23 protein-coding genes are annotated in these 24688 nt (G+C 59.6%); 9 read left to right on the top strand and 14 right to left on the bottom strand.

The annotated features are described in order from the left end of the window. Window positions 1-109 precede the first annotated feature (109 nt). The 12 genes from K290_RS34565 to K290_RS0119855 all read right to left on the bottom strand — a co-directional run bounded on the left by K290_RS34565 (window position 110) and on the right by K290_RS0119855 (window position 11982). Window positions 110-943 (bottom strand): NAD-dependent epimerase/dehydratase family protein, encoded by an 834-nt coding sequence (locus tag K290_RS34565; RefSeq protein ID WP_081670363.1) that lies wholly within the window; start codon window positions 941-943, stop codon window positions 110-112. Between the two features lie 98 nt (window positions 944-1041). Beyond that, entirely contained in the window at window positions 1042-1689 is a 648-nt protein-coding gene (gene otnC, locus K290_RS0119905; RefSeq protein WP_004129830.1) for a 3-oxo-tetronate 4-phosphate decarboxylase, read from the bottom strand. Further along, window positions 1686-2960 (bottom strand): 3-oxo-tetronate kinase, encoded by a 1275-nt coding sequence (otnK, locus tag K290_RS0119900; protein ID WP_028753518.1) that lies wholly within the window; start codon window positions 2958-2960, stop codon window positions 1686-1688. Before otnK ends, otnC begins: the two co-directional genes overlap by 4 nt. A 3-nt stretch (window positions 2961-2963) precedes the next feature. Continuing rightward, window positions 2964-4442 (bottom strand): aldehyde dehydrogenase, encoded by a 1479-nt coding sequence (locus K290_RS0119895; RefSeq protein ID WP_028753517.1) that lies wholly within the window; start codon window positions 4440-4442, stop codon window positions 2964-2966. A 14-nt stretch (window positions 4443-4456) separates the two neighbouring features. Beyond that, window positions 4457-5167: a haloacid dehalogenase type II gene (locus K290_RS0119890; protein ID WP_004129810.1), complete on the bottom strand. Its 711-nt coding sequence runs from the start codon at window positions 5165-5167 to the stop codon at window positions 4457-4459. Then, a complete protein-coding gene (locus K290_RS0119885; protein WP_028753516.1) occupies window positions 5164-5493 on the bottom strand; it encodes a putative quinol monooxygenase in 330 nt (109 codons plus the stop codon). Before K290_RS0119885 ends, K290_RS0119890 begins: the two co-directional genes overlap by 4 nt. Beyond that, window positions 5490-6605 carry an isocitrate/isopropylmalate dehydrogenase family protein gene (locus K290_RS0119880; protein WP_028753515.1) on the bottom strand — a complete coding sequence of 372 codons (1116 nt, stop codon included), beginning with the start codon at window positions 6603-6605 and terminating at the stop codon, window positions 5490-5492. Before K290_RS0119880 ends, K290_RS0119885 begins: the two co-directional genes overlap by 4 nt. Before the next feature lie 12 nt (window positions 6606-6617). Further along, complete coding sequence (locus K290_RS0119875; protein ID WP_004129802.1) at window positions 6618-7328, bottom strand: GntR family transcriptional regulator; 711 nt, start codon at window positions 7326-7328, stop codon at window positions 6618-6620. A 28-nt stretch (window positions 7329-7356) separates the two neighbouring features. Then, complete coding sequence (locus K290_RS0119870) at window positions 7357-8217, bottom strand: NAD-dependent epimerase/dehydratase family protein (RefSeq protein WP_004129798.1); 861 nt, start codon at window positions 8215-8217, stop codon at window positions 7357-7359. A gap of 29 nt (window positions 8218-8246) precedes the next feature. Beyond that, the gene (locus tag K290_RS0119865; protein ID WP_004129795.1) at window positions 8247-9224 is read right to left on the bottom strand and encodes an ABC transporter permease; all 978 of its coding nucleotides are present in this window, start codon (window positions 9222-9224) and stop codon (window positions 8247-8249) included. Continuing rightward, window positions 9214-10797, bottom strand: a complete 1584-nt coding sequence (locus K290_RS0119860) for a sugar ABC transporter ATP-binding protein (protein WP_013984663.1) — start codon at window positions 10795-10797, stop codon at window positions 9214-9216. The genes K290_RS0119865 and K290_RS0119860 overlap by 11 nt, the downstream gene beginning before the upstream one ends. A gap of 54 nt (window positions 10798-10851) precedes the next feature. Further along, window positions 10852-11982, bottom strand: coding sequence for a substrate-binding domain-containing protein (locus tag K290_RS0119855; RefSeq protein ID WP_028753514.1), 1131 nt, complete (start codon window positions 11980-11982; stop codon window positions 10852-10854). Window positions 11983-12426: 444 nt separating this feature from the next. Between K290_RS0119855 and tkt the strand changes: the two genes are divergently transcribed. From tkt to derI, 5 genes are read left to right on the top strand one after another with little or no spacing between them, the layout of a single operon-like run. Beyond that, window positions 12427-14436, top strand: coding sequence for a transketolase (tkt, locus tag K290_RS0119850; RefSeq protein WP_051264138.1), 2010 nt, complete (start codon window positions 12427-12429; stop codon window positions 14434-14436). Then, window positions 14433-15455, top strand: coding sequence for a class 1 fructose-bisphosphatase (locus K290_RS37380; protein ID WP_028753512.1), 1023 nt, complete (start codon window positions 14433-14435; stop codon window positions 15453-15455). The genes tkt and K290_RS37380 overlap by 4 nt, the downstream gene beginning before the upstream one ends. Window positions 15456-15461: 6 nt before the next feature. Next, window positions 15462-16511, top strand: coding sequence for a class II fructose-bisphosphate aldolase (fba, locus tag K290_RS37375; RefSeq protein WP_004129785.1), 1050 nt, complete (start codon window positions 15462-15464; stop codon window positions 16509-16511). Window positions 16512-16553: 42 nt separating this feature from the next. After that, complete coding sequence (locus K290_RS0119835; RefSeq protein WP_028753511.1) at window positions 16554-17324, top strand: triose-phosphate isomerase; 771 nt, start codon at window positions 16554-16556, stop codon at window positions 17322-17324. A 12-nt stretch (window positions 17325-17336) separates the two neighbouring features. After that, window positions 17337-17792: a D-erythrulose-4-phosphate isomerase gene (derI, locus tag K290_RS0119830; protein WP_013984669.1), complete on the top strand. Its 456-nt coding sequence runs from the start codon at window positions 17337-17339 to the stop codon at window positions 17790-17792. A gap of 216 nt (window positions 17793-18008) precedes the next feature. On the opposite strand, the gene K290_RS0119825 is transcribed toward derI, so the two are convergent. Then, complete coding sequence (locus K290_RS0119825; protein WP_004129783.1) at window positions 18009-18710, bottom strand: FadR/GntR family transcriptional regulator; 702 nt, start codon at window positions 18708-18710, stop codon at window positions 18009-18011. A 100-nt stretch (window positions 18711-18810) separates the two neighbouring features. After that, the gene (locus tag K290_RS0119820) at window positions 18811-19605 is read right to left on the bottom strand and encodes an SDR family NAD(P)-dependent oxidoreductase (RefSeq protein ID WP_004129782.1); all 795 of its coding nucleotides are present in this window, start codon (window positions 19603-19605) and stop codon (window positions 18811-18813) included. 151 nt (window positions 19606-19756) lie between these two features. Here K290_RS0119820 and K290_RS0119815 point away from each other — a divergent pair, with 151 nt between their 5' ends. From K290_RS0119815 to K290_RS0119800, 4 genes are all read left to right on the top strand, one after another. Then, window positions 19757-21109 (top strand): four-carbon acid sugar kinase family protein, encoded by a 1353-nt coding sequence (locus tag K290_RS0119815; protein WP_028753510.1) that lies wholly within the window; start codon window positions 19757-19759, stop codon window positions 21107-21109. 10 nt (window positions 21110-21119) lie between these two features. Further along, window positions 21120-22007, top strand: a complete 888-nt coding sequence (locus K290_RS0119810) for a beta-keto acid cleavage family enzyme (protein ID WP_028753509.1) — start codon at window positions 21120-21122, stop codon at window positions 22005-22007. Window positions 22008-22076: 69 nt separating this feature from the next. Further along, window positions 22077-23609: a sugar ABC transporter ATP-binding protein gene (locus K290_RS0119805; RefSeq protein ID WP_037135825.1), complete on the top strand. Its 1533-nt coding sequence runs from the start codon at window positions 22077-22079 to the stop codon at window positions 23607-23609. Window positions 23610-23647: 38 nt separating this feature from the next. Beyond that, a complete protein-coding gene (locus K290_RS0119800; RefSeq protein WP_004129777.1) occupies window positions 23648-24610 on the top strand; it encodes an ABC transporter permease in 963 nt (320 codons plus the stop codon). Window positions 24611-24688 lie beyond the last annotated feature (78 nt).

The following is a 24688-nucleotide window of genomic DNA, read 5'->3' as shown; positions in this document are numbered from 1 at the left end:
GCAAGCAACTTGGAAGCCCGCCCGGATATGATAAATCTGCTGATCCGCGTTCGACCTTCTTTTGAAAGGTCACAGCAGCCTAAGAAGCTAGGAGACCCCCGCTGGTATGTCACGCCAGCTGTACTTCGGGCGATATCATAGAACGTCTCGGGGCCACTAGGCTTGAGACAAGACTGCCATGTTCAGCACGTTGTCCTTGTAGCGGTACATTGGGATAATAAGCAGCCCTAAGGGCACGTGTGGGCCGCGCCAACACGGTATCATCTGCTGCTATCACGAAGTGATGGAAACCATTGAGGCTTGCGTTGAGCGCAAGCGAAATGGCCTGGGCACAGTCCCGTCTGTCAACATAGGACCACAGGTTCCATTTCTGAACGCCGGGATTATCTTCGCAAGCTTTCATTGCATCATATTGGTGGGGCTCTTTTACCCAAGAAAACCGCGGGCCGATCATTTTGAGCGCGGGATCCGAGCGGCAGAATTCGGCTGCGACGGATTCGTCTACAAGTTTGGAAAGCGCGTAGCTACTCTCAGGCTTCGAGGTCAGCTTGTCATCGACCGGAAAATAGGCAGGTGGATCGTCAAACGGGACGCCCAGCAAGGTCTCACTGCTCGCAGAAACAATGTTCTTTATGCCCGCGATCCTTGCAGATTGGAAAACATTGTAGCTGATGGCGGTATTGGTGTGAAATATGTGCGTGCTCGCAGCGACTTTCGCGCCTACTATCGCAGCAAGATGGACGATGCCATCAATCCCGGATTCGATATCGGCGACCGCATCAAGGACCTGGCCATAGTCCCGCATATCGACGCGGGCGAACGGGCACCTCATGTCGGATGACGGCACCTCGTCGATTCCGATGACCTCGTGCCCCTCTTCGAGAAGGCGTTCAATCGCCGCGCGCCCGATTCGTCCGCTGCTTCCAGTGACCAGAAGTTTCATGGCATTTCCCCTTTACGGGCCGCACAATGGCACGAACGAGAGTGCAGGTTACGGCACCCAGACCCGCTGGGTTCCTCCTGGTTCGTAACGCGCTCTTGTCACCTCGAGAGATTGATCAAGGTGGCCCTTTCCTCGGCGGTGAGCGGCCGGACCTCGTGGTTCTGCAAGAGCAAGAAGAGCTTCGCCGTTTCCTCCAACTCCTCTGTCGCGTACTGGGCGTCCTTTAGGGACTTGCCCGCGACGACAGGTCCATGGTTTGCCATCAACACCGCATGATGGTTCGCGGCGGCGGCTCCCACCGCCGCCGCCAGCGCTTCGTCTCCGGGAGGAAAATACGGCACGAGCGGCAGGAAACCGATACGCATGACATAGTAGGCGGTCAGGGGCGGCAGAACGTCGCGCTCGTTGACCTGCTTCAACAAGCTGACGGCAACCGAATAGGTTGAATGCAGGTGGACGACGGCTCGGCGATTGTCCTTACCGCAATACATGCACTTGTGGAGGAACGCCTCCTTGGTGGGCTTGTCACCTCCGACATGCACGCCTTCCGCCGAAAAGCAGGACAGCCGTGCTGGATCGAGCACGCCCAGCGAAGCGTTGGTGGGCGTCATCAAAATTCGACCGTCCGACAGACGGACGCTGATGTTGCCGGTCGATCCTGCGGTCAGCCCGCGGTCGAAGAGCGAGCGACCGACCTCGACTATCTCGTCGCGGACCTTCGTCTCTTCAGATATGGAGCCTATCATCGTAGCCGGTCCCAAGCGTTCATGAAGAAGTCCCGTTCGCCGAAGTTGCCGGACTTCAACGCGAGCGACAGAGATCGCCCCTGGCTCTTTGCGTGTACCCACGGCACTCCGGGGGCGATTTCGTTGCCAATCGAGAGCTGGTCGACGCCGAGCGACTTCACCACCGCTCCCGACGTCTCGCCGCCGGCGACGATGAGATCGCTCACACCCTTCTCGACGAGCCTTCGCGCGATTGAGGAGAGGGCGGCCTCGACCATCTCGCCGGACTGCGCGGCGCCCAACTTGCGTTGGTTTTCCTTCACCTCGTCGGGCAGAGCCGTCGCATAGATGAGAACAGGCTTGCGGCCCAGACGGGACGAGGCCCACTCGACGGCCTCGCCGACGACATCGCCGCCGTCCGCCAGCTTTGAGAGGTCGACGCGGAAACCCTCGTGGTCTGCGAGCATCGCCTCTACCTGTCCGTTGGTTGCGACCGAGCAGCTACCGGAGACGACGGCTCTGTAGCCTTCTTCCAAGTCAGTCGTAACGGCAGCGTCGCGGCTGTTCCCGCCGGCAAGAAGAACACGAGCCAGCCCATATGCCAGGCCCGACGCACCGGTGAACAGCACGAGATCCTTGAATGCCTGGGCAATCTCGACAAGGTCCTCGTCAGCCAGGGCGTCGATGACGACAATACGCGTGCCGTCGCCGTGAATGGGGGCGGCCCATTCGGCGATGGCGGACGCCCCTTGCTTCACCGTCTCGTAATAGCATCCGGTGATTTCGGCCCGCGACTGCGGCCCGAGCACCCGCAGCAGGTTCGCGTCTGTTATCGGCGTCAACGGATGATTGCGCATGCCGGACTCGTCCAGCGGCACGTCGCCGACGAACAGGTTGCCCTTGTAAACCGTCCGGCCGTTGGCAGGGAAGGCGGGGCAGGCGATCGTTATGGATTGGCCAAGCTCCGCAAGCATCGCGTCGGCGACCGGGCCGATGTTGCCCTTCGCCGTGGAATCGAACGTCGAGCAGTACTTGAAGTAGTACTTCTGCGCGCCACAGCCACGCAGCCATCGCAGCGCGGCCAAGGACTGCTCGACCGCCATTTGCGGAGGTGTCGTTCGAGTCTTGAGGGCGACAACGATTACGTCGGCGTCAATGTCCCTGTCGTCTTCAGGAACGCCGATCAGCACCGTCGTTTTGAGGCCGGCGCGCGCGAAGATGTTCGCGACGTCGGTCGCTCCCGTGAAATCGTCGGCGACGCAGCCGACCAGCAACTTTCCGGCGGCCACCATGAATCACCTCATGATGAAGGGGTTGGCGACGTCTTCAGCGGTCGAGATCATCACGCTCTTCGTCTGCATGTAGTTCTGGATCGAGGCGATGCCATTCTCGCGACCGATGCCGGAGTGCTTGTAGCCTCCCAGCGGCGACATATAGCTGATGACGCGGTAAGTGTTGACCCAGATGGTGCCAGCCTGGATAGCGGCCGAAACCTTCAGGATACGACGCATGTCCTGGGTCCAGAAGCCCGCGGCCAGCCCGTAATTGGTGTCATTGGCAATATGCACGGCTTCCTCATCGCTGTCGAAGGGGATGACCGCCAGAACCGGGCCGAAGACCTCCTCCTGCGCGATGCGCATGTCGTTTCGGACCCCGGAGAAAATCGTAGGTTCGACGAACCAGCCCCTGGAGAGCTCGGCATTGTCCGGCCGCCCCCCACCGAGAACGCATTCGGCGCCTTCGCCTTTTGCGATGTTGATATAGCCGAGGATCTTCTCGAGTTGCGGCGGCGTCGTCACGGGGCCAACCTGCGTCGACGTCAAGAGCGGATCGCCCATTCTCGCCGTTTTTGCGAGGTTGACGATCTTCTCGAGAAACTGGTCGTGGATCTTTCGCTGCACGAGCAATCGTGAGCCCGCAATACATGTCTGTCCGGTGGCAGCGAAGATGCCGGAGATCACCCCGTTGACGGCATTGTCGATCTCCGCATCGTCGAAGACGATGTGCGGGCTCTTGCCGCCGAGTTCAAGCGTAACCTTCTTGAAGTTGCGCGCTGCAAGCTCGCCGATCTTGCGCCCGGTGCCTTCACTTCCCGTGAAAGCGATCTTGGCGACGTACTTGTGGGTCGTCAGCGTCTCGCCGACATCTGCGCCGAACCCTGTGACGACGTTGAAGACGCCCGCGGGAAAGCCAGCCTGCTCGACGAGCTTTGCGAACTCAAGGGTCGAAGCAGACGTGAACTCCGAGGGCTTTGCCACGAATGTGTTCCCTGCGGCGAGTGCCGGTGCCAGCTTGTAGGCGAGCAGCAGGAGAGGGGAGTTCCACGGCGTAATCCCGACGCAGACGCCGAGCGGCTCATTACGAGTGAAGTTGAAGGTGTCCGCCTTATCGATCGGGATGACCGCTCCTTCGATCTTGTCCGCCAGCCCGCCGAAGTAGTAGTACCACTGCGGGATGTATTTGAGCTGAAACAGCATCTCGTTGATGAGCTTGCCGTTGTCCGTAACCTCGATCGTCGCGAGATGCTCCGCATTCTCGGCGATCAGGTCGCCAAGACGCCGAAGAAGGTGTCCGCGGGCGCTCGCGGTGAGCTTCGGCCACGGACCGCTCGTGAAGGCGCGGTGCGCAGCCTCGACTGCTCGTTCCGCATCTTCCCTGCCGCCCTTCGGAATAGCGGCCCAGGTCTGCCCGTTGAAAGGGTTCTTCGTCTCGAACGTATCTCCGTTGGCAGCGTCTTCCCACTTGCCGTCGATGAACATCTTGTATGTCTGCATTGTCTTTCTCTCTTCTAGCATCCGAGTTGTCGGGCGAGGTCTTCGAGATCGTCGGCGACGTAATCCCAGCGCTGCTCGGCTGTGAGGTCGGTCGTCTGGCCCTCGCCGTATTCGGTGGGTCGTGCGATGAATGCGGTTTTAAGGCCAAGGCTGCGCGCGGCGGCAAGATCGTAGTTGTGGGCAGCGCACATCATGACGGCCCCGGGCTCCAGATAAAGGAGTTTGCAGACCCCGAGGTAGGTCTCAGGATCGGGCTTGTAGTGCTGGAAAAGCTCGCAGGAGAACACGTTGTCCCACGGCAAGTCGGCATGCTTTGCCATATTGACGAGAATCGCGACATTGGCGTTGGACAGAGGGCCGATGATAAACTTCGACTTCAGCCGGTGTAGCCCGCGCGATGTGTCGGGCCAGCCGTCCAGGCGATGCCAGACCTTGTTGACGTGCATCATCCGGTCGTGGTCTAGTTCGGCCAGCCCCATCTCTGCGAACACTGCCTTCAAGGCATCGAAGTGAAGTTCGTCCAGGTTCGTCCACGGCAACTCGCCGCTGCGCACCCGCGCTTTCTGGGGATTGTAATGGTCTCGCCAGCGGTCGACGAGACCGGTCCAGTCGATCTGCAGGCCCTCCGCCGCGCCCCAGGCGGTGAGATCGCGGATGATCGAACCCCGCCAGTCGACGACAGTGCCGAACGTGTCGAAGACAATCGCCTTGACGCTGCTGGTCATCTCGCGCCCTCCTTCTTGTGGGACGAAATGCGCTCGAACGTTTCCACTCGCTTTTCGGCCACCCAATCTCGAACCATCGCATCAAAGCTCGTGAAGTGCGGCGTCTTCAGGTGGAAGTCGAAATCGGCTCTTGAGCCATAGACTTCATAGAGGTAGATTCGCTCGGGCCGCTCAGGATCGCGGCAGACATCGAACACTTCGCAGTTCGGTTCGTCGCGCAGCGACGTCGCCGCATTCTCGATTATCGCCGCATCGAAATTATCGGCGAACTGGTTTCGAACGACGAACTCTACGACCACGACAAAGCCTGTGGATGCCGAACTCATGCGACCTCCTTGCGGACGGCACCCAGAGCGCCGATCACGCTGCGCGTCATCTCCGCGCAATTGGCGCTTCCGCCATACTCCATTGGAACCGCGATCTTGGTCGACAAGGTGTGCTCGACCGCGGCCTCGATCAGCCCGGCGGCGTCAGCAAGCCGCTGATCCCCGTGCTTCACCGCCAGCCAGTCGAGCATCATCGCTCCCGACAGGAACATTGCGCCCGGATTGGCGACGCCCTTGCCCGCGATATCGGGAGCGGTCCCGTGTGCCGGCTGGAAGAGGCCGTGCGTATCGCCGATGTCCGCCGAAGGGGCCATACCCATGCCGCCGATCAGACCGGCCGCAAGGTCGGAAAGGATGTCGCCAAACATGTTCTCGGTCACCAGCACGTCAAGCGTCCAAGGCTTCTTCACCATGTTGAGCGCCAGCGCGTCGACATAGGCATAGTCCTTCTGCAACTCGGGGTGCTTGGCGGCGATCTCATCGAAAACCTTCCGGAAGAAAGCCATCGAACTGAAGACATTCGCCTTGTCGACGCAGGTCACCGTGCCGGCCTTGCCGCGACGTTTGCGCTGGGCGGCCAGCTGGAAAGCGAATTCGGTAACGCGCTCGGTGCCGGCCCGCGTGATCTGCATCGTGTCGTAGGCCTCTTGGTCGTTTAGCACTTCGCCACGGCCACGCGCATAAAACAGTCCTTCTGTCTGCTCGCGGACCAACACGAAGTCGATTCCTTCGGCGCGAGGATCGGACAGCACTTTCGGAAGGCCGGGAAACCACCGGATCGGACGGACACCTGCAAACAGGCCGAACTCCATGCGCAGGTCGAGCTGCGGAATGATTTCCGTCCCGTCCGGGAAGCGGATGTCGGGCCAGCCCATCGCGCCGAAGAGGATTGCGTCGGATGTCCGGCAGGCCTCGAGCGCGGCGGCGGGCAGGGCCTCGCCGGTCTCCGCGTAGTGCTGGGCACCGGCCTGATGCGTCTCGAACACGAGCGGTGGCGCGCCCGCCTGGCTGACGGCGGCGTCGATCAATTCCAGGCAGGCAGGCATGACTTCCCTGCCGATCCCGTCGCCGGGAAGGACTGCGATCTTGAGAGTGTTGTACAACGATGACATTTGAAACCTGTCCTAGAGGTGGTTGAGGCCGAGGCGCTCGAGAAGGTCGAGCAGTTCCTTGCCTGCCCGCTCGCGGTGCGCCTTGTGAATGTTTCTTGCTTTTTCGCGGTCGCCTTCGCGGATTGCTTGCACGAGTTCTGCATGTTCGCGGGTTGAGTTAACCGGCTTGGGACGCATCTTCAGCGTCACCATCCTGACGCGATGTGCGCGGTCGATGAAATTGAGGACGACCGACTTGAGCATCTGGTTGCCGCCAAGGTCGAGCAGTTGCTCATGAAATCTTGCGTCCGCCTGCGCCCAGCGCTCCAAATTATCTTGTGAAAGCGCATGGTCCATGTCGGCCGTCGCCTTTTCGAGACCCCGGAGTTGATCCTCGGAAAGCTGGCGGCTGGCGGCAAGCTCTGCAGCCGTACTCTCGAGCGACGTCAGGATTTCGTAAATTTCCTTCATGTCAGAAATAGAAATCGGCAGAACCCGCATTCCGTGCCTCGGGATCACCGAGACAAGTCCGTCCTGCTGGAGGCGCATGAGCGCCTCCCTTACGGGCGTCCGGCTCATCCCCAACTGGGACGCGACTTCCTGTTCGGTCGCCTGGTAACCGGGCGCCCACTTGTTATCCAGGATGAGCTGGCGCAACCGAAGGTGCGCTGTCGCGGTCATTGTTTTCGCGAAGGCGTCCTCTTTGATCTCTGAGACCGGTGCTGTCTGTTTCCTGGTCGGCATTTTCTTTCCCTTCAAGCTGGCTGATTTCTCAGGAGCCTACATATTTTCGCCAGCTATGTTCAGGCTGGTATCCGAGAACGCTCTTTGCTTTGTCGATCGACAGCAAGGTTTCGTTGTTCCCGATCTGCTTCTTGAACGGGACCCCCGGATACCACCTCCTGACGAGTTCCTCGTTGGAGGTGGTCATGACCCCATCGTCGTTTGCGATGATGAACACCTCGGCACCTTTGCCGCTCCACTCGAGCGAGCGACGGATCGCCTGTGCCCCGTCGCGGGCGTCGATATAGGTCCAAAGGTTGAAGCGTCTGCTGCCCGGGTTCTGCTCGAAGGCCGGGAAGTCCGCATACTCGCTCTCGTCCATAACGTTGGAGAAGCGTAGGCAAACGATCTTGAGCTCGCTGTCCCAGCGGCAATACTGCTTTGCCATCTCCTCGCCGAGATGCTTCGAGAGGGAATAGGAGGTTTCCGGGCGCGACTGATAATTCTCGTCCGCCGGCAGATAGTCAGGCTTGATCTCGTAAGGAATGCCGAGCAGGGTCTCGCTCGACGCCCACACGATGTTCTTGATGCCGAGCAAGCGGCATGACTCGAAAACATTGAACGTCGAAATGGTGTTGACCCGGAAAACATCCGCAGGAGCAACGCGCCCCGGCATCGGCACAGCGGCCAGATGGACGACGGCTTCAGTGTTGCGATTGTGGTCCCAATCAAAGCCACTGATCGCCTCGATCGTGGCGCGCATATCCTCGAAATCGACCCTGACGAAGGGGCAGAGGTTTTCTGGCGGAGCGATCGTATCCGCGTTGATGACGTCGTGGCCGCTCTCAACCAGATGCTTGATCGTGGCTCTACCCAGTTTGCCGCTGCCGCCTGTGACTAAAACTCTCATATCGTAATACCTCCGTAGAACCTTCCAGGTTAGCGGCTTCGGCCGACCGCCACAGCCAGGATGATGAGCATTCCGCGCGCGATGAGCTGCTGGCTGTAGTCGAGGCCGCCAAGAATAAGACCGTTGTTGATGACACCGATGAGCAGGGCACCGACGATGGAACCGATCACGGTGCCGCGTCCGCCGAATAGGCTGGTACCGCCGAGAACCACGGCTGCAATGACAGACAGCTCATCGCCTTCGCCAAGCTGGAAGCGTCCAGACTGCAGGCGTCCAGCATAGAGCATGCCAGCGATCGCAGCGGCCATCCCCGTCAGTAGCAGCACCTGGAACTTGATTTTCCGGACATCGACGCCGCTGTAGCGAGCTGCGACCGAGTTTCCGCCTGCCGACATGACCTTGCGGCCGAACGGTGTCTTTCGGAGCGCGATATGGGCGATCGTGCCCAGAACGGCGACCCAGACAACGAGGACAGGAACAGGGCCGATGTTACCGGAACCAAAGACGAAAATGAACGTATCGTTGATAATTGGAACAGGCGAAGTGCCGCTTACCCACATTCCGACCCCTCGCGCGATCCCCATCATGCCGAGTGTCACCAAGAACGACGGGATGTTGAGATAGGCAGTCAGGCCGCCGTTTACGGCGCCTACCAGCAGCCCGAGGGTCAAGCCCGCGAGAATGCCGGGGAATAGACCGTACTTGCTCAGCACCAGGCCAGCGACCACCGACGACAGTCCGGCTATGGCTCCGACCGAGAGGTCGATCTCGCCCGCCGAGAGTACGAACGACATTGCCATGGAAACGATGGCGACGATCGCAGTCTGCCGCAGGATGTTGAGCAGGTTGTTTGAAGATAGGAATCCGCGATCCTGCAGCAGGATCGCGAAGACGATGAAGATGACGACGAAGCCGATGTAGACGACGTAGTCGCGCCAGTTGCTGTGCCACGGCCGCATGTGGGTTGCATCCGTCTCTGTGTTCAATGTCTTGGCTTCAGTGGACATTTTGGGTTGCCTTCTGAATCGCGACCTGCAGACCGAGTTCGGTGCGGATCAGCGGAGATTGAGTTTCGTCGCCGGCAATCGTGGCCCAGCTTTCGATTTCGTCGCGCTCGATTTCGCGCGCGAGACGTCCGTTGTTCATGACCAGGATGCGGTCGCTTGTTGCCAGAAGCTCGGCTGGTTCCGACGAGATGACGATGACGGACTTTCCGGAGGAGGCGACGCTCCGAATGAGTTCAACGATCTCGGCCTTTGAACCGATGTCTACGCCTGCTGTTGGTTCGTCGAGAATGACAACCGAAGGATCAATCGCTAGCCATTTGGCAATAACGATCTTCTGCTGGTTGCCGCCGGAAAGGTTCCTGACCTTGTTGTCAGCGGACGGCGTCTTGATCCTCAGTTGCTTGATGAGATCGGAGGTCAGTGTTCCCTCGCGTCGACGGTCGATGAAGGGACCGCGGACGAGCTGACCGATCTGCGGCAGTCCAAGATTGTCGCCGACGCTGTGCTCGACAACCAGACCTTCCTCGTGGCGGCTCTCCGGAACAAGCACAATGCCAGCCTTGATCGCATCCGAAGGTGACTTGAACTCAACGGCAGTGTCGCCGAGTTCTACGGTTCCCGCAGTTTTCTTATCGACGCCGAAAAGAAGGCGGGCAAGCTCGCTCCGGCCAGCGCCCATGAGGCCTGCTATTCCCACAATCTCGCCCCTGTGAACGTCGAAGCTGACATCGCTGGGTTTTCCCGAAGGGCCCGAAAGGCCACGTACGCTCAGCGCGGGTTTGCCGCTGCGATCAATGGCGCGCGCCTGGTATTGGAAACCGGTGACACGCTTGCCGACCATGTGCTGCACGATCGAGTCGAGCGTGAATTCGGATGTCTTCCCGGAGGTCACGTTCTGACCGTCACGCAGAATTGTAATCTCGTCGGCGATCGTCATGATCTCGGTCATGCGATGGGAAACGTAGATCACGGCTGTTCCCGCCGCAGTGAGCTTCTTCAACATGCCGAACAGAGTGTCGGCTTCCTGTGCGCTCAGCGACGAGGTTGGTTCGTCAAGGATAAGGATCCTGGCGTCCTGGTGGATGGCCTTGGCGATCTCGGTCAGCTGGGCCTGGCCGGGGCTGAGTTCAAAAACAGGCGTCCTCGGATCAACCCTGAGGTTGAGTTGGCCGATGATCTCGGCTGCCTGTGCGATTTCCCTGCGCTCGTCGACCAAGATCGACAGGCGGCGGGGCTCCCGGTTGAGGAAAATGTTCTGGGCGACCGTGAGGGTGGGGATCAGGCTGAGGTCCTGGAAGATCATCTCAATGCCGAGCCTGCGGGAATTCTCCGGAGAGCTTGACGACATGTGTTCGCCAAAAACCTCGATGGATCCCTCCGTGGGTGTGACCACGCCCTGCAGGATCTTCAACAGCGTAGACTTGCCGGCGCCATTTTCGCCGACCAGCGCATGGATTGTCCCGGGTTGGATCGTCAGGCTGACACCGCGCAATGCGTGCACGCCGCCAAACGATTTCCTCACGTCGCGCATCCTGACGGCGGCGAGGGTTTCGGTGACTGCTTGAGTGTTCATGGTCGTTGTCCGCCGCTGGGGACGGGGAGCGGCCGGAGCCGCTCCCGCGCACCGTTAGTTCATTGCGTCGGTGAGAATCTTCGGTGCCTGGTCGCCGTTCGACTGCGGCCACGCCTCGATCAGGTTATCGCGGGTCACCGCAAGGGCCGGGAGCACGACGTAGGGAGGTGCGTCCTTTCCGAGTAGGGCGTATCCGGCAAGGATGCCCTCGGCATAACCGGCGCCGTACGGACGCTGGGATCCGGTTGCCTTGACGTAACCCTTCTTAGCCATGTCGATCGAGATGTTGACGCCAAGGTCGCAAGTGGTGATGACGAGGCTCTTGGACGCGCCCGCTGCGCGCGCCGCTGACAGGACGCCTTCTGTTGGAACGTCCCACACGGCCCAGATGCCATTGAGGTTGGGGTGGGCCGTCAGCATTGCGGAGGCGACGCGCTCGGATTCGCTTGAGAAATCAGGGCCTCCGACACCGGTCTCCTGGACGATCTTGATATCCGGATAATCCTTGATCGCTTCCTTGAAGCCGACCACGCGTTCTTTGGTGGCAAAAAGGTCGGACGCATGCGGGATGAGACCGATTTCGCCCTTGCCGTCGAGCGCCTTGGCCATGAGCAGTGCGGCGACCTTTCCCATCCCGCGGTTGTCGGAAGAGACGAGGCTCACATAGTCTTTGCCAGCCTTCATCCCGGCGCCGGTCTGGTCAAGGAAGATGATCTTAATGCCAGCGGCAGCAGCTTTCTTGTATGCTGCGGCCGTGGCTGACTGCTCGGCGGGAACGGTGATCATGACGTCAGGTTTGAGCGCCATGACGCTTTCGATGTCTGAAACTTGCTGCTCCGCGCGATATCCAGCATCAGTCGTCGCAACGATTTCGACGCCGAGCTCTTCCAGGGCCTTCTTTTGCCCGGCCATCTGGGCCTTGGCCCAGTCAGACGCCGTGTAGTGCATCACAATGGCCGCTTTGGCATGCTTCGCCTTGATCTTTTCGATCTCTTCGGCGGATAGCTTCAGGTCGCTCGCGAGGGTCGCTTTTTCGCCGTTGGGCCCGCTTGCCGGGTGACTTTCAATATCCTTGATCTGTTTATCGACATCGATCGCGAAGGCGCTCGGCGCATAGGCAGCGCTGCCGCCGAGGGCAGTGGCAAGGGCGATCATCTGTAGGGACTTGCGCATCGTCATAGGCATTTCGGTTCCTCCCTTTAAGGCCTATTGAGTTCCTCGAATTCAATAACGTATACGTTAATGCATTTGTAAAAGCTGTCAACTGAAGAAATGTCGGGAAACATCGGCGAGCCGAATTGAGCATCCCGCATTTGGGATGGTTTCAACCACCGTGAGTGCCCAACGCGGTATTCATCACGGTGGTCGTCTTGTCCGTTTGCCACCAAACGGATCGAGGCAGACCGCCCCCATGAAATCGACCCGGAACGATCCTTACGGCTCCCGATCGACGCGGTAGTCAAATAAAAGCTATTGCGCAAATAGAGAGGTATAAGGTATGAGGTATGATGTCGATGGGCAGACTTTTTGCAGCGGAATGTGATATTGTTATGTTTGTCGTATATAATACGTTATTTTGTGTTTCGATATTGTGATATCCAGAAAAGTGCGCCACATTAGTCGCGGTTTATGAGGGAGGAAGAATTGACAGCAGCAGTTTCGATCCGCGATCTCGCGAACGCTATCCGTGTCCTGTCGATCGACGCGGTTGAGGCCGCAAAGTCCGGGCACCCCGGAATGCCCATGGGCATGGCTGATGCGGCGGCGGTGCTGTTCGGCCGGCACCTCAAGTTCGATTCAAGCGAACCTGGCTGGCCGGACCGCGATCGTTTCGTCCTGTCGAACGGCCATGGCTCGATGCTGCTCTACAGCCTTCTGCACCTCACCGGGTACGAAGACATGACGATTGAGCAGGTTCGCAACTTCCGCCAATGGGGCTCCAAAACGCCAGGTCATCCCGAATACGGGCACACCGCTGGCGTCGAGACGACCACCGGGCCGCTCGGACAGGGGATCGCGTCGGCTGTCGGAATGGCTATCGCGGAGCGGCGCCTATCAACCGAATTTGGCGCAGCGCTTGTCGATCACCGGACCTACGTTTTCTGTGGAGATGGGTGTCTCATGGAAGGTGTTGGTCAGGAAGCTGCTTCGCTGGCCGGCCACCTGCAGCTCGGCAAGTTGATCGTCCTTTACGACGACAACTCCATCACCATCGACGGCTCGACCGCAATCGCGTTTTCGGAAGATGTGCTCGCGAGGTTCGACGCCTACGGATGGCACACGCAGCGCGTTGACGGTCATGATCCGGATGCGATCGACGCGGCGATCTCGCAGGCGAAGGCGGAAGGATCCAGACCATCCCTCATAGCCCTGAAAACCATCATTGGATACGGCTCTCCGTCAAGGGCAGGAACAAGCTCCGTACATGGTGCACCGCTCGGCGCCAGCGAAGCCGCCGCGACGAAGGCAGTCTATGGCTGGACGGCGGACACTTTCGAGATTCCTGCTCCAATCCTCAAAACTTGGCGCGAAGTCGGCGCGAAGGGCGCCAAGGCGCGCAAGGACTGGCAAGCGCGGCTCGAAGCAGCGGGCGCAGATGTCAGAAGTGAGTTTGAACGCCGCACCGCCGGCTCATTGCCAGCGCGATATGAGGAAGCGGTCAACGCCGCCAAGGCAAAGCTGCTCGACAAGCCGCAATCAGTGGCAACGCGTAAGGCAAGCCAGATCGCACTGGAAGCGCTGACGGAGCTGCTTCCGGAAATGATCGGCGGGTCCGCTGACCTCACCCACTCAAACTTGACCCGGGTTCCGGCCGTCGACAGCGATTTCACCGCCGCTGCAAGCGGGCGGTATGTCAGCTATGGCGTTAGAGAGTTTGCCATGGCCGCCGCGATGAACGGTATGGCGGCTCACGGCGGCGTCATACCCTATGGTGGCACGTTCCTCGTCTTCTCGGATTATTGCCGCAATGCCATTCGTGTGGCGGCTCTGATGGGCGTCCGCTCTATCTTCGTGATGACGCATGACTCGATCGGTCTTGGCGAAGACGGTCCGACGCACCAGCCGGTCGAGCATCTTGCCAGCCTCAGGGCAATGCCGAACTTGCATGTATTCCGGCCGGCCGACACCATCGAGACGCTGGAATGCTGGGATCTTGCAATAACCAGCAAGAACACGCCGTCGGTTTTGGCGCTCTCGCGGCAGAATGTCCCGCAACTGCGCGCCCAGCGTGACGGCATCAATCGCTGCGCACGGGGAGCCTATGTGCTGCGGGAAGCGAGCAGCGAACGTGCCGTCACAATCATCGCCACTGGAACGGAAGTCGCGCTTGCGATCCAGGCTGCCGACGAGCTTGAGGCGAGAAACGTTCCCGCCGCTGTCGTCTCGATGCCGAGCTGGGATCTCTTCGAACAGCAGCCCAAGGATTACCGCAGCTCGGTCCTCGGCAACGCGCCGCGCATTGCCGTGGAAGCGCTCTCGAAGTTCGGCTGGACTAGGTATGTCGACAGCGAAGACGACGTGATTGGGATGTCCGGCTTCGGAGCGTCTGCGCCGGCCGAGACGCTGTACGAGCAATTTGGGATCACGCGTGACGCAATCGTCACGCGCGCCCTAGCAAGGATAAGGGGCAAGCAATGAGCGCGCCGGCGACACCCGGAAATGACGAAGCGGGCGTCCAGTATGGTTCTGTCGATGAGTACCTCTCGACCTGGGCTGCTGAGGATTTGTCCCGTCAGGGGGTGGCGGCTCTAATCAACGGTGTGTTGGATGCCGCCTGTCTTTTATCCGCACGCATCGCAGCCGGTTCCCTGGAGGGCGATCTGGCCCACCTTGTCGGATCAAATACCGACGGTGATGCGCAAAAGGCAATCGACATCGCGTCGCACGAGTTGTTCGTCGAAATACTCGCACGCGCAGGCGCTGCCAGGGTCCTGTCCGAGGAGGCCGACGCGCCAGTTATGCTCAATGGCCAGCATTTTGCGGTCGCAATCGATCCGATCGACGGTTCAGGCAATGTCGGGCTGGGCACGCCCGTCGGCACGATCTTCTCGATCATGCCTTTCTGCGAAGCTGAAGATCCCTTTTTAACCCCTGGAAAGCGCCAGGCCGCGGCCGGTTATGTCTCATTCGGCAACACGGTCGATTTGGGCTTTTCGGTCGGTGAGGGTGTGCTGCTGGCGACGATGCATCCCCAAACCGGCGAGTTCCTGATCGTCAAAAGGCAGGTTCAGATACCTCGCGACACGTCCGAGCTTGCATATAACGCTTCCAACCACCGTCACCTTCACCCTGCCATGAGCCTGTATCTTCAGGATTGTCTGACCGGCAAGGAGGGAACGCGCGGCCGCGATTTCAACATGCGTTGGCTCGGATCGGCAGTCGGAGAGCTCCACCGGATCCTGATCAGGGGCGGTGTGTTCTTCTACGCCGGCGACAAGCGACCCGGCTTTGAAAATGGGCGCCTTCGCCTGGTGTATGAAGCGAATCCGATCGCGTTCCTGATGGAGCAGGCCGGGGGGCGGGCCACCGACGGCACGACCGCCATCCTGGACAAGATCCCGACCTCTCACCATTGCCGCACGCCGCTGGTTTTCGGTTCGGCGACGGAGGTCGACGTGATCGCAAGCTATCTCAATTCCAATCCAACCAGCGAGTAACACGTCATGGCCAGGATTACTCTCCGCCAGCTGCTGGATGATGCCGCCGAACACGGCTACGGCGTACCGGCGTTCAACATTAACAACATGGAACAGGCGCTTGCCATCATGGAAGCGGCCGACGGAACGGATTCGCCTGTGATTCTCCAGGCGAGCCGTGGGGCCCGAGCCTATGTCAACGACATCATGCTCAAGCACATGATGGAGGCTGTGACGGAAATCTATCCGCATATCCCCGTTTGCGTCCATCTTGACCACGGAAACGAACCGAGCACCTGCGTCACCGCGATCCAGCATGGTTTTACGTCCGTCATGATGGACGGATCGATCCTTGCTGACGGGAAAACCGCGGCGGATTGGGACTACAACGTCAAGGTCACGAGAAGCGTCAGCGACACGGCCCATTGGGCAGGGGTTTCGGTGGAAGGGGAGCTTGGCGTTCTGGGCTCGCTTGAGACCGGTACGGGCGAGGCGGAAGACGGTCACGGCGTCGAAGGCAAGCTCGATCCGCATCAGCTTTTGACCGATCCGGAGGAGGCGGCGAAATTTGTCGCGGAGACCAAGGTGGATGCGCTTGCCGTCGCAATGGGCACCAGCCATGGCGCCTACAAGTTCTCACGCCGGCCGGACGGTGACGTGCTGGCAATGGATGTTATCGAGGCGATCCACCGGAAACTTCCGAATACCCATCTCGTCATGCACGGTTCGTCAAGCGTGCCGGAGGAGTTGCAAGAAATTTTCAATCGCTTCGGCGGGCGGATGAAGCCCACCTGGGGCGTGCCGCTCGAGGAAATCCTGCGCGGCATTCGGCATGGTGTGCGAAAGGTCAACATCGACACTGATTGCCGCATGGCAATGACCGGGCAGGTGCGCCGAGTGCTGTCCGAAGATCCGACAGAATTCGACCCTCGCAAATATTTGAAGCCTGCAATGACGGCGCTTTCAAAGCTGTGCCGCGAGAGATTCGAAGCTTTCGGAACGGCAGGACGCGCAAGCTCCATTCATGTTGTGCCGCTCGCGGAAATGGCGAAGCGGTATCGAGCCGGCTCGCTCTAGGTCGGCCAACATCCATTTGAACGCAAACGTGGTGAAGCGGCGATGACCGAGAAGAAAACCCTCTGGATTGGCACCAGCTGGAAGATGAACAAGACGCTTGCCGATGCCGCGCAGTTTGCGCACGGTCTCAGGGCCGCAGACATCACGTCCCATCCGCGCATCCAGCGCTTTGTCATCCCTCCTTTCACTGTTGTCCGGGAAGTGAAGACCACGTTGGCGGGCACGTCGGTGAAGGTCGGCGCGCAGAACATGCATTGGGACGAGGAGGGCGCCTGGACGGGCGAGATTTCACCCTTGATGCTCAAGGACTGCAACCTCGACATCGTCGAGCTTGGTCACTCCGAGAGGCGTGAACATTTCGGTGAGACGGACGTGACGGTAGGACTGAAAGTCGGGGCGGCGGTTCGCCACGGCTTGATCCCGCTCATCTGCATAGGGGAGACACTTTCCGAACGCGAGGCCGGGCGAGCCCGCGACGTCCTCGAGCGCCAGGTTCGCGGCGCGTTGGGATGCCTTTCTACAGACCAGAAGCACAAACCGATACTGCTTGCCTACGAGCCTGTTTGGGCCATTGGCGTCGATGGGATCCCCGCGACAGCGGACTACGCCGACGCCCGCCAGGCCGAGATCATCGCGTTCGCGGAAGCCGTGCTCGGCCGGCGCATTCCCTGCCTCTACGGCGGTTCGGTCAACGCGGACAACTGCGAAGAGCTCATATCCTGCCCCCATGTCGATGGGCTGTTCATCGGCCGCTCGGCCTGGAAGATCGAGGGCTACCTCGACATCCTCGAAAAGTGCGCGGCCAAAATCTGAGGAGTGATGAAGATGAAAATTGCAGTAGCAGGCGACAGCGCGGGCGAAGGCCTCGCCAAGGTCCTCGCCGATTATCTCAAGGACCGTTTCGAGGTGTTCGAGGTCTCCCGGACGGACGCCGGTCTCGACGATTTCTATGCGAACCTCTCCGACAGGGTCGCCAACGGCGTGCTCGACGGCACCTATGACAAGGCCATCCTGGTGTGCGGCACCGGGATCGGCGTCTGCATTTCGGCAAACAAGGTGCCGGGTATTAGGGCAGCCCTCACACACGATACTTATTCCGCCGAGCGGGCGGCGTTGTCGAACAACGCCCAGATCATTACCATGGGCGCCCGCGTCATTGGATCGGAACTTGCGAAGACGATCGTCGACTCCTTCCTCGCCCAGAGGTTCGACGAGAACGGTCGCTCGGCCAGCAATGTTGCCGCCATCGACGAGGTCGATACGAAATACCACACCCGCTAGTTGGAAGGCTGGGCAAGCATTGCTCGCGGTCGACGCGCCAGGCGCAATCAGCCTGGCGCATTATCGTTTTCTGGCAATTTTCAGAACCCGGCGAATAGGCCGGGCGGCATACGGTATCCGGGCTTCGCGTCCGCCTTCAGATGCCGCCGGTGATGATCGCAGTGCGACCTGCGGGAAATGCAAGATGCGCCACGCCTTGACGTGATGCCCTGGCTGTCATTTCAGCAGGGATGTGCGGAAGTGTTCCATGTTTTCCTCGACGCTTTCGCGGCTGAGGTCACCGGTCTTTCTGTCCCGGATCATCTGAAACATGTGTTCGTGGAGATCGACTGCGCGCCATTTGCCACTGACCTCTAGCGATTTTTGCACCCAAGGCGCGACCATCGTCAGCACGAAGTCGGCGATCACGACGATCAACGGGTTTCCGGCAGCTTTGTATATTGCTCGGTGGAAATCGAGATCGGCCTTGAGGAGATCTTCGATCGCGGAGTTCGCATCCTCCGACAGCCTTTTTAGTCGGTCGATGCACTCTCTCATCGTGGCGAGGTCTTCGTCCGTACGCCGCAGCGACGCGAGTTCTGAACAGTTGCGGTCGAAAATGTATCGCAGTTCCATCAGCATCTCAGGCGTCGAGCTCTGAAGATAGAGCTGAAACATCGCGAGCGGCATCGCCGGAAGGCCTTCGTCCTTACGGATGTAATTTCCAAAGCCATGACGCGTCTCGACAAGACCCGAGACCGCGAGCGTTTTGATCGCCTCTCTGATTGGAGTGCGACTGATCCCGAGAAGCTGGGCCAGCTCTTTTTCATTGGGAAGTTTGTCACCAGGCCCGAGGTTGCCTTTGGCAATTTCGCCCGTAATGTAGTCGAGCGCTATGTCCAGCCGGCTTGGGATTTTCTTTGGGTCAACAGACAGCATTCCTGGTCACGCTCCAATCAGAAATCGAAAAGGTACGAGGTCATACCGCGTTTTACCGCTTGCGACAAATGCCGAACGTCGAACTGGCCACTTCTCCAGGTTATTCGCTGATTTGTCCCAGCCGCTTCGAGGCTTTTGGATCGAATGGGAACATGAGGCCAGCGGCCAGGAAGCCGCCGTCGACGTTCAGGGTGTGCCCCGTAATATAGGCAGCATCGTCGCTCGCCAGGAACACCGCGGCATCAGCGATTTCCGATGGTTCGCCATAACGGCGTTGCGGAACTAGCCGATGATAGGCGTCACGCGTTTCGACCGTGTGCATGACTTTCGAGACCTCGGTCAATATCGGGCCCGGTGCGATGTTATTCACGTTGATTCCCGATTCCGCGAGTTCCACCGCCATAACCTTCGTGAGGAGTTCGACGCCGGCCTTTGAGGCTCCATAGGCCGAACGTCCGACACCGCCCTTCTGACCGGACAGCGAAGCGATATTGATGATCCGCCCATAGCCTTTGGCGGCCATGATCCGAGCAAAGGCTTGCGCCACGAGGAATGTTCCGGTCAGATTGATCCGGACGACGCGTTCGAATTCCTCCCTTGAGCTTTCGAGAAACAGAGTGGTTGCGCCCACGCCCGCGTTGTTCACGAGTATGTCGACCGTGCCGAACCGGCCAATCGTTTCCTTAACGATCGTCTCAACGTCTTCGTTGACCGAAATATCGGCGCGGACGGCCAAAGCCCGCTCCCCAAGCCGCTCGGCGGCTTCGTTCGCCACTTCCAGATCGCGGTCGACGATAACGACATTCGCGCCTTCGCGAACATAGGCTTCAGCGATTGCCAGTCCGATGCCCCGGCCAGCGCCCGTCACCACGGCAGTGCGTCCAGAAAGTCTCATCTCGTCGTCCTCCAATTTTCTCGATATGAGGTATAAGGTATAAGGTATGACCTTGACAGAGTTATGAGCTGCTTCTATGAGTATTGTCAAGAGTGAAGCCCGGCTGATGTATGGAGGAAGATATCCTCGGCCGGGATATTGGGAGGATCCGATGACATCAGCTGGCAAGCTCAAGGCCGTGTTTTACGGCGACGACTTCACGGGTTCTTCCGAAAACCTGGCGCAGTTCCATCGCAGTGGTGTGAAGGGAAAACTCTATCTCGCACGCCCTTCAGCACAGACGGCGTCAACAGATGCTCTGTCTTATGATGTGCTTGGCTTCGCCGGTACCGCAAGGGCGTTGTCCGGCGTCGAGCTCGACGAGGAGCTTGACAGCGCGTTTTCGATCATGCGCACCCTCAACAGTCCGCTTATCCAATACAAGATCTGTTCGACGTTCGACTCGTCGCCCACCGTTGGAAGCTATGGTGCTGTTCTGGCGCGCGCTGCGGCTCACTTCGGCAAGAGGGACGTTCCAGTCCTCGCCGCGACCCCGGACTTCGGGCGCTACACCTGTTTCGGAAATCATTTCGCGCGCTTTGCCGACAGGATTGAGCGGCTCGACCGGCACCCGAGCATGTCGCGCCACCCCAGGACGCCGATGCACGAGGCGGATCTGCGCATGCATCTGGCTGGGCAGACAGATAAGGAATTCGTCAACGTCACGCTTCCCGCAATCCGGAACCGCTCGGCAATGGAGGAGCGTGTCTTCAAGGCCTTCCAAGAGGGGGCAGGGGTCATTTTCGATGGGCTCGAAAATGCGGATCTTGCGGCTGTCGCCGATCTGCTCTGGGCGCGGTATCCGACACGTCCGATGTTCGCGCTTGCAGCTCAAGGCTTGGCGCAACAACTCGGCGCTCTTTGGGCCCGCTTGGGCCTGCTATCGTCGGCGGAGCCCGTCAAGACGGAGATTGCCGGCGTCGAAAATCTACTCGTCTTATCAGGTAGTTGCGCCCTGCAAACCGGGCGCCAGATTGCGGTGGCCGAAGCTTCCGGGTGGAACCTTGTCCACTTGGATGTCTCGACAGTCCGGTCCGATGATGATGCTGACGCAGTTGCGCGGGAGGCTGCTTTGAAGGCGATCGAGAGCCTTGTGCGCGGTCGATCTACAATCATCTACACGGCTCGCGGGGAAACCGGCCGCCTGGCCGGCAGCGATGTTCCCGCGGAACGCTTGGGCGCCATCTACTGTGACGTTGCGCGTGCCGTGCGCCGCGCGGTTTCCTTGCCGCGGATCGTGTTTTCGGGCGGTGACAGTTCGAGCTATGCGGTGCGGACAATCGGCGCCGAAGCGCTCGAGATCGCCGTTTTTGACGAAGTTCAAAATTGCCATGTCTGCCGCCTGGATGCGCCGGGCGACGCCGAAGTCGATGGCCTCGAAGTCATGCTGAAGGGCGGGCAGATTGGTGCCGATGACTTCTTCCTGCGGGCAAAGGCGGGCACCTCGGGTTATCTGGCGGCGTAAGGAGCAAAAGATGCAAAAGAAAATCATCCTCGAAGCCAGGGTCAACGAGTACGCGCCGCGCACATCCAACCCTAATATCCCATACACCGCCGACGAGATCGTTGAGGCCGCCGTTGCAGCCCGCAAGGCGGGAGCGGCGATTCTCCACTATCATGCCAGGACAGCCGACGGCGGTGCGACAAACACCGTTGAGGCAAACGCCGAAATCATCCGCGAAGTCAGGCAGGCGACCGATCTACTCATCCTTCCCACGCTCGGCTTTATCTCGAATGATGCCGACGCCATGAAGCGCATCGACACGGTCGCAACCCTGGCATTGGACCCTGCTACGAAGCCCGATATTGCGCCCATCGATACCGGCTCGGCCAATCTCGAGCTTTGGGATGCCGAGACGCGCAGGTTCGAAAATCCAGAACGTTTGTATCTCAACACGACCGAAAGTCTCGCGCACTACGCGCGTACCTTGGCCGAAAAGGGCGTAAAGCCGAAGCTGGTTTCCTGGTCTGTTGGGTTCACGCGCCGCGCGATCGCTCTGATGGACGCGGGCCTTGTGAGGGGGCCGGCCTACTTTCTCCTCCACCTGACGGGAGGGCGATACATTACCGGGCATCCGCCGACCGAGGCGGGTCTCATGGCGCATCTTGCATTTCTGCCCGACGACCGGCCGATCGAATGGACGGTCAATTGCCTTGGGGGCAATCTTTTGAACATTGCTCCTGCGATCTGCCGTCTGGGCGGCCACATGGCTATTGGAATAGGCGACTATCCCTATCGTGAGTTCGGCACACCCACGAACGCGGAAGTCATATCGCGCGCTGTTGAGATTGCCCAAAAGGTCGGACGTGAGCCGGCTACACCTCAGGAGGCACGCGCGATCCTCGAACTGGACGCCGCGTAGAACCAATACGGCATGCGATCCGCACACACGCGGCATAGATTTCGATTTTACGAGGTATGACGTCATATCATGGTCAACGCAACTGAGAAGATAACAGTTCAGAGAACCGCGCAGTCGTCTTCGGCGCGCGTGGTTCTGCGGGCCGAGGGCGTGGAAAAGTCGTTCAACGGCGTCCCAGCGCTCGTTGATGGCCGACTAACTCTAAAGGCCGGGACCGTCCATGCCTTGTGCGGCGGTAATGGCGCCGGCAAGTCGACATTCCTCAACATCACGATGGGACTGCTCCGCCGCGATGGAGGGATAGTGGAGATCGATGGCGAGCAGGTCGACTTCAAAAGCGCCGCTGACGCCTTGCGTCACGGCATCGCGATCATCACGCAGGAGCTTTCCCCCGTCCCCGAGATGACCGTCGCCGAGAACCTTTACCTTGGCCGCGAGCCGAAGCGACTTGGCGTGCTCGTCGATTTTAGCCAGATGCGCAGGGACGCCCAGGCATTCCTCGATGAACTCGGCTTTGAAGTCGACGCTGCCAAGAAGATGGGGGAGCTGAGCCTCGCCCAGATTCAGCTCGTCGAAATTGCGAAGGCTCTCAGCTATCGGGCACATATCGTCATCATGGACGAGCCGACATCTGCTATCGGCGAACACGAAGTCCATGTCTTGTTCAACGCGCTCCGCAAGATCACCGCGCGCGGTTCCGCAATTATCTACGTGTCTCACAAACTCACCGAAATCTTCGAGATCGCGGATGAGTACACAGTCTTCCGCGACGGCCGTTTCATCGAGACTGGAAACATCAAAGACATCGACCGCCGTCATCTTGTGACACAGATCGTCGGCCGTGAAGTCAAGCTGGTCGAGAAGGGCAAGCCTCTCGAAGACGCGCCAATCCTGCTTTCGGTCTCGAACTTGGCGCGCGGGCCTCATTTCCGAGACATCTCGCTAGACGTGGCGTCCGGCGAAGTGGTCGGAATCTACGGGCTGCTTGGGTCCGGACGAACCGAGTTCCTCGAGACAATATTCGGGCTGCACTCACCAACGGGAGGCGAAGTTGTCTTCAACGGCGGTAAGGTCAAGCCAGGCAGTCCTAAGGACGCAATTCAACGTGGAATGGCGATGGTGACCGAGGATCGCAAGGACAGTGGTCTCGTGCTCTCGGCATCGATCGCCCACAACATCACGCTTTCATCGCTGGCCTTGATGGCCATCAGCGGTTTCATCCGCGGGGACAAAGAGCGCAGCGCAGTTCAAGACATGATCGTCTCACAGAGGATCAAGTCGGCGTCGCCAGATGTTGCCGTCGAAACTCTGTCAGGGGGCAACCAACAAAAAGTCGTGCTGGCCCGGTGCCTTCTGACAAATCCAAAGCTTCTCATTTGCGACGAACCGACGCGTGGCATCGACGAAGGTTCCAAGCAGGAGATCTACGCGTTCCTGCGAGACTTCGCGGCAAAGGGCAACGGCGTCCTCGTGGTCTCCTCGGAGGCACCGGAGATCATGCAGCTCAGCGACAGGATCGCGATTTTCAAACAGGGGCAGCTCCTCAGCATCATCGACGGTGCCGAAGCAACGCAACAGACGCTTATGGACATGGCGAGCTGATGAGCGGTCATAGCCCCATTCACGGGAGGACTTGAGTAATGAATACCATCGCTGCGGCGAAGCCCGGAAACTTCCGCGCCGGGGAAATGATCAGGCAGTTCAGCATCGTTCTCGTGTTTTTCCTGATCGTCGCGTTCTTCGCGTTCGCGAACCAGTACTTCATGACATGGTTGAATTGGCTGAATCTCGTTCGCCAGTCGTCGATCAACGGCATTCTGGCGATCGGAGTGACCTTCGTCATCCTTACTAAGGGCATCGACCTATCGGTCGGCTCCGTAATGGCGCTCGCGGGCATGATCGCCGCCAGCCTCGTAACGGAGACCAACGAGCAGTTCGTGCTTTTCGGTATCTTTGCGGGTCTCGCGGCGGGAGCCGGCCTCGGCTTGGTGAATGGCGTGCTTGTTGCCGCGGTCAAGGTCCCGCCGTTCGTAGTGACGCTTGGCATGTTGAGCGTGGCCCGCGGTCTCACCTTGATCTTTTCGGAAGGACGCCCCATCCCGAATCTGTCGGATCCCTTCAAGTGGATCGGCTCCGGGCAGATCATGTATATCCCGGTACCGATCGTCATCCTGTTCGTCGTGTTCCTGATTGGATGGACCGTTTTAAACTATACGACTTTCGGCCGTTATGTGTACGCAGTTGGCGGCAACGAGAAGGCGGCTCGCACGAGCGGCATTTCCACCAAGGTGATCGTCGGTGCGACCTATGTGATCTCGGGCCTCCTGGCTGGTCTTGCGGGGCTTGTCCTGACGGCTCGCACCACCGCTGCGCTGCCGCAAGCGGGCATCGGTTATGAGCTTGACGCGATCGCCGCCGTCGTGATCGGCGGGACGAGCCTTGCGGGCGGCCGCGGATCGCTGCTCGGCACACTGATCGGCGCGCTCATCATCGGCACGATCAACAACGGCATGGACCTCATGGGCGTGTCTTCATACTACCAGCAAGTCCTCAAGGGCACGATCATCGTGGTCGCGGTCATCGCCGACCAAATCCGCAAATAAGACCAATCCCGAAATTGCCGCCGGGGAAGGCCGGCGACAATGTCCGGCCCAGCGTGTCGCGTCCGGACGTATCTTAAA

Origin of the sequence: Rhizobium leucaenae USDA 9039 (genome assembly GCF_000426285.1) — a bacterium.
Lineage (GTDB): Bacteria > Pseudomonadota > Alphaproteobacteria > Rhizobiales > Rhizobiaceae > Rhizobium > Rhizobium leucaenae.
Note: the sequence above shows the minus strand (reverse complement) of the source record. Positions and strands in the feature narration are given on the sequence as shown.